The organism is Kitasatospora sp. NPDC001309 (assembly GCF_042896295.1).
In the GTDB taxonomy this organism is placed as follows: domain Bacteria; phylum Actinomycetota; class Actinomycetes; order Streptomycetales; family Streptomycetaceae; genus Kitasatospora.
Genome location: NZ_JBIAXC010000100.1, coordinates 1 through 4,978 on the forward strand (window position 1 = coordinate 1; position 4,978 = coordinate 4,978).

Annotated in this window: 1 protein-coding gene; it reads right to left on the minus strand. The window is 76.9% G+C overall.

All coding sequences use genetic code 11. From position 1 onward, the window contains the following. Positions 1-4,916 (minus strand): SDR family NAD(P)-dependent oxidoreductase (locus ACFY2K_RS43350; RefSeq protein ID WP_387718632.1); only part of this gene is annotated, 4,916 nt, incomplete at its 3' end. Between the last annotated feature and the right edge of the window lie 62 nt (positions 4,917-4,978).

Consider the following 4,978-nt stretch of genomic DNA (forward strand, 5'->3'; position numbering starts at 1 on the left):
ACCCCCTCACTCCACCCCGTCCCGTCCGCACCCGCCGCGAACGACCGGCACCGACCGTCCACCGACAACCCCCGCTGCCGACTGAACTCCACGAAGGTGTCCGGCCGGGCCATCACGGTGACGCCGCCGGCCAGCGCGAGGTCCGCCTCGCCGCTGCGCAGGGCCTGGGCGGCCAGGTGGAGCGCGACCAGCGAGGAGGAGCAGGCCGTGTCCACCGTCACCGCCGGGCCCTCCAGCCCGAAGGTGTAGGCGATCCGGCCGGAGATCACGCTGGAGGTGTTGCCGGTCAGCAGGTACCCCTCGTAGCCCTCGGGGGCGCGCTGGAGCCGGGAGCCGTAGTCGTTGTACATCACCCCGGCGAAGACGCCGGTGCGGCTGCCGCGCAGGTCGGCCGGGTCGATCCCGGCCGACTCCAGCGCCTCCCAGGACGACTCCAGCAGCAGCCGCTGCTGCGGGTCCATCGCCGCCGCCTCACGCGGCGAGATCCCGAAGAACTCCGCGTCGAAGTCGGCCGCTCGGTGCAGGAAGCCGCCCTCGCGGGCGTAGGAGGTGCCGTGGTGGTCGGGGTCGGGGTGGTAGAGCGCGTCGAGGTCCCAGCCCCGGTCCGAGGGGAACGACGAGATCGCATCCCGCCCCTCCACCACCAACCGCCACAACTCCTCCGGCGACCCCACCCCACCCGGATACCGGCACGCCATCCCCACGATCGCCACCGGCTCGTCCACCACCACCGCCCGCACCACCGACACCTCCCGGTCCACGGTCCGGGTGCCGTCCAGCTCGGCGAGCAGGCGCCGGGCCAGGGCGGCCGGGGAGGGCTGGTCGAAGACGACGGTGGCGGGCAGTCGCAGGCCCGTCGCGGTGTTGAGGCGGTTGCGCAGTTCCACGGCGGTCAGCGAGTCCAGGCCGAGGTCCTTGAAGGCACGGTCCGGGTCGACGGTGTCCGTGCCGCTGTGCCCGAGCACGGCGGCCACCGCTCCGCGCACCAACTCCGCTGCCGTCCGGGCGCGTTCGGCCTCGGGGAGGGCGGCGGTGCGCTCGGCCCAGCCGGTGCCGCCCGCCGGTCCTCCGGCGCGCGCGGCGGCACTGCGGCGCAGCGGGGTGCGGACCAGGCCGCGCAGCGGGGCCGGCAGCGGTCCCTCGGCGGCGCGGGCGCGCAGTGCGGCCCGGTCGATCCTGGCCGGTACCAGCAGCGGGTCGGCTCCGGCGAACGGGGCGGATCCGGCGAGTGTGTCGGCTCGGGCGAGCAGGGCGGTTCCGGCGAGCGCCGCGTCGAACAGCTCCAGTGCGGCCGTGGTGTCCAGCGGCGGCAGCCCGCTGCGGCTCCAGCGGCGGAGGGCCTCGGCGTCCAGGGCGCCGGCCATGCCGTCCTGGTCGGCCCAGAGCGACCAGGCCAGCGAGAGGGCGGGCAGGCCGAGTGTCCGGCGGTGCTGGGCGAGCGCGTCCAGGAAGCTGTTGGCGGCCGCGTAGCCGCCCTGGCCGGCGGTGCCGGTGATGCCCGAGACGGAGGAGAACAGGACGAAGGCGGCCAGGTCGAGGTCGGCGGTGAGCTCGTGCAGGTGCCAGGCGGCGTCCGCCTTGGGCCGCAGCACCCGGGCGATCCGGTCGGCGTCGAGTCCGGTGAGGGTGGCGTCGTCCACGATTCCGGCGAGGTGGAGGACCGCGCGCAGCGGACGGTCGGTCGGCAGGTCGGCGAGGAGGGCGGCCAGCGCGGCCCGGTCTCCGGTGTCGGCGGCGGCGAGGACCACCTCCGCGCCCAGGGCGGTCAGTTCGGCGGCGGTCTCGGCCGCTCCGGGGGCCGCCGGGCCACGGCGGCTGACCAGCAGCAGCCGTCGGACGCCGTGCCGCTCCACCAGGTGGCGGGCGAGCAGGCCGCCCAGGCCGCCGGTGCCGCCGGTGATCAGGACGGTGCCCCCGGTCAGGTCCGGCGCGGGGCTGTCGGCCAGGGCCGGTGCGGCGCCGTCGGTCCGGCCCGTCGCGGGGCTGTCGGCCGGTCGGGACGGGCGGGGTGACGGCACGGGCTGGAGCACGGGTCGGAGTACCGCGCCCGCGCGCAGGGCGAGTTGGGGCAGGCCGGTGGCCAGGGCGGCCGGGAGCGCGGCGGCCGAGGCCGGGTCGTCGTCCAGGTCGACGAGCCGGAAGCGGTCGGGGTGCTCGCTCTGGGCGCTGCGCAGCAGCCCCCAGACGGCGGCCGCGGCCGGGTCGGGCGCGGGACCGTCGGCCGTGGCGGCGGTGGCGCCCGTGGCGGCGGTGGCGCCCGTGGCGGCGGTGGCGGCGGTGGCGGCGACCGCGTGCCGGGTGAGGACGGCGAGGACGGTGTCCGCCAAGCGCTCGTCGGCCAGCCAGTCCTGGGCGAGCCGCAGCGCTTCGCGGGTGAGCTCGCGCGCTGCGGCGGGCCGGTCGGCGCCGGTGTCCGGCAGGACGGCGAGGACGGTCCCGGGGGCGGGCTGCCCCGCGTCGAGGGCGGCGCGCAGTGCGGCCGGGTCCGGGAGGGCGGGCAGCGCGGACAGGCCCTGCGGTGCGGGCCCGAGCAGCAGGGTCCGCCCGGGGGCGGGCCGGGCGTCGACCGGCACGGGGATCCAGTCGAGGCGGTGCAGCGCCCCGCGCTCGGCGGACCGGTCGGCGGCGTCGGCGGGTGTCGCGGTGCGCAGGGCGAGCGAGCCGACGGACAGCACGGGCCGGCCCTCGACGTCGAAGGCCGCGAGGGCGGCCCCTTCGGCGCCCGGTGTCCAGCGGACCCGCAGCAGGGCCGCTCCCTGGGCGTGCAGCCGGACGGCACCGAAGGAGAACGGCAGCGGCAGGCCGCCCCCGGCGGCCCGGTCGGCGCTCTCGGCGTCCACCAGCGGGTGCAGGGCGGCGTCCAGCAGGGCCGGATGGATGCCGAACGCCTCGGCGGAGAGCGCCTGTTCGTCGCCCAGCGCGAGTTCGGCGAACAGCTCCGGGCCGAGCCGCCAGGCCGCGCGCACGCCCTGGAAGGCGGGGCCGTACGCGTACCCCCGGGCGAGCAGCCGGGCGTACAGGGCGTCCGGGTCCAGCGGTTCGGCGCCGGCCGGCGGCCAGGCGGCGAGCTCCGGCGCGGCCGCCGGAGCCGCCCCCGGAAGGGCCTCGGTGAGCGAGCCCTCGGTGAGCAGGCCTTCGGCGTGCCTGGTCCAGCCCTCGCCGTCCTCCTGGCCGGGGCGCTGGGGGCGGGCGTGGACGGCCAGGGTCCGGCGCCCGTTCCCGTCCGACGGGCCGACCGCGAGCTGGAGTTGGACGGCGCCGCCGGCGGGCAGCGGCAGCGGGGCGTGCAGGGTCAGCTCCTCGACGCCGTCGGCACCGATGCGGGCGGCGGCGGCCAGCGCCAGTTCCAGGAAGGCGGTGCCGGGCAGCAGCGGGGTGCCGAGGATCTCGTGCTCCGCGAGCCAGGCCTGCCCGGCCGGGGAGATCCGGCCGGTGAGCAGCAGTCCGCCGTCCTCGGCGGTCCCGACGGCGGCGGCCAGCAGGGGGTGGCCGGCCTCGGCCAGCCCGAGGGCGGCGGCGTCGGTGACCGGGCGGGGCGCCGACCAGTAGTGGGTGTGCTGGAACGGGTAGGTGGGCAGGTCCAGTGGGACCGCCGGGCCGGGCAGCAGCGGCCGCAGCACCTCGGCCGGGGCGCCGGCGGCGTACAGCCGGGCCAGCGCGTCCGCCAGGACGCGGACCTCCGGACGGCCGCGACGGGCGAGCGGGAGGACGGCGACGGGGTCGGCGTCCTGGTCCAGCGCCTCCCGGACGAGCGGGGTGAGGACGGCGTCGGGGCCCAGTTCCAGGTAGCGGGTGACGCCCTGCTCGTGCAGCGTCTGCACGACGTCGTGGAAGCGCACCGCCGAACGGATGTGCCGCGCCCAGTACGCCGGGTCCGCGAACTCCTCCGCCGTGGCCAGGCCGCCGGTCAGATCGGAGACCACCGGCAGCAACGGCTCCGCGAACACCACCCCGCCCGCCACCCGCGTGAACTCCTCCAACACGCCGTCCATGTGCGGCGAATGGAACGCATGACTGACCGTCAACTGCTTGACCCTGCGACCGCGTTCACGCCACCGCCCGGCCAACTCCAGCACCGCGCCGTCGTCACCGGAGAGCACCACCGAACGCGGACCGTTCACCGCCGCCAACGACACCGACCCCTCCAGGCCCACCAGTTCGGCCAGCACCTCCCCCTCCGCGGCCTCCACCGCCACCATCGCCCCACCCGAACGCGCCGACCCCATCAACCGACCCCGGGCCGCCACCAACACCGCAGCATCGTGCAGCGAGAACGCACCCGCCACGAACGCCGCCACCACCCCGCCGATCGAATGCCCGGCCACCACATCCGCCGTCACACCCGCCGACACCGCCAACCGGTACAGCGCCACCTCCACCGCGAACAACGCCGGCTGAGTGAACTCCGTACGGTCCAGCAGCTCCCCGCCCTCGAACACCACCTCCCGCAACGACCGCCCCAACAACGGATCGAACGCCGCGCACACCTCGTCGAACGCCGCCGCGAACACCGGGAACGCCCCGTACAACCCACGCCCCATACCCGACCACTGACTGCCCTGACCCGTGAACACGAACGCCGTACGACCACCGTCACGGGCAGAGCCGGTGACCGGCCCGGAGGAGCCGGAGGCATCCGTACCGGTCGCCAACGCCCGGAGGCCGTCCAGCAGTTCGGAGCGCTCCGAGCCCAGCACCACCGCCCGCCGCTCGAAAGCGGAGCGGGTGGAGACCAGGGCCCGGCCCAGCGTGCCCGGGTCCACGTCCGGGTGCCGCTCGGTGTAGGCCAGCAGTCGTGCGGCCTGGGCGCGCAACGCCGCGTCGGTGCGCGCCGACACCGGCCAGGCCACCACCCCCGACGGCTCCACCACCTCCTCCGAAGGCAGCGCGACCTCCGGCGCCTGCTCCAGGATCACGTGCGCGTTCGTCCCACTGATCCCGAAGGACGACACCCCCGCCCGACGCGCACGACCCACCT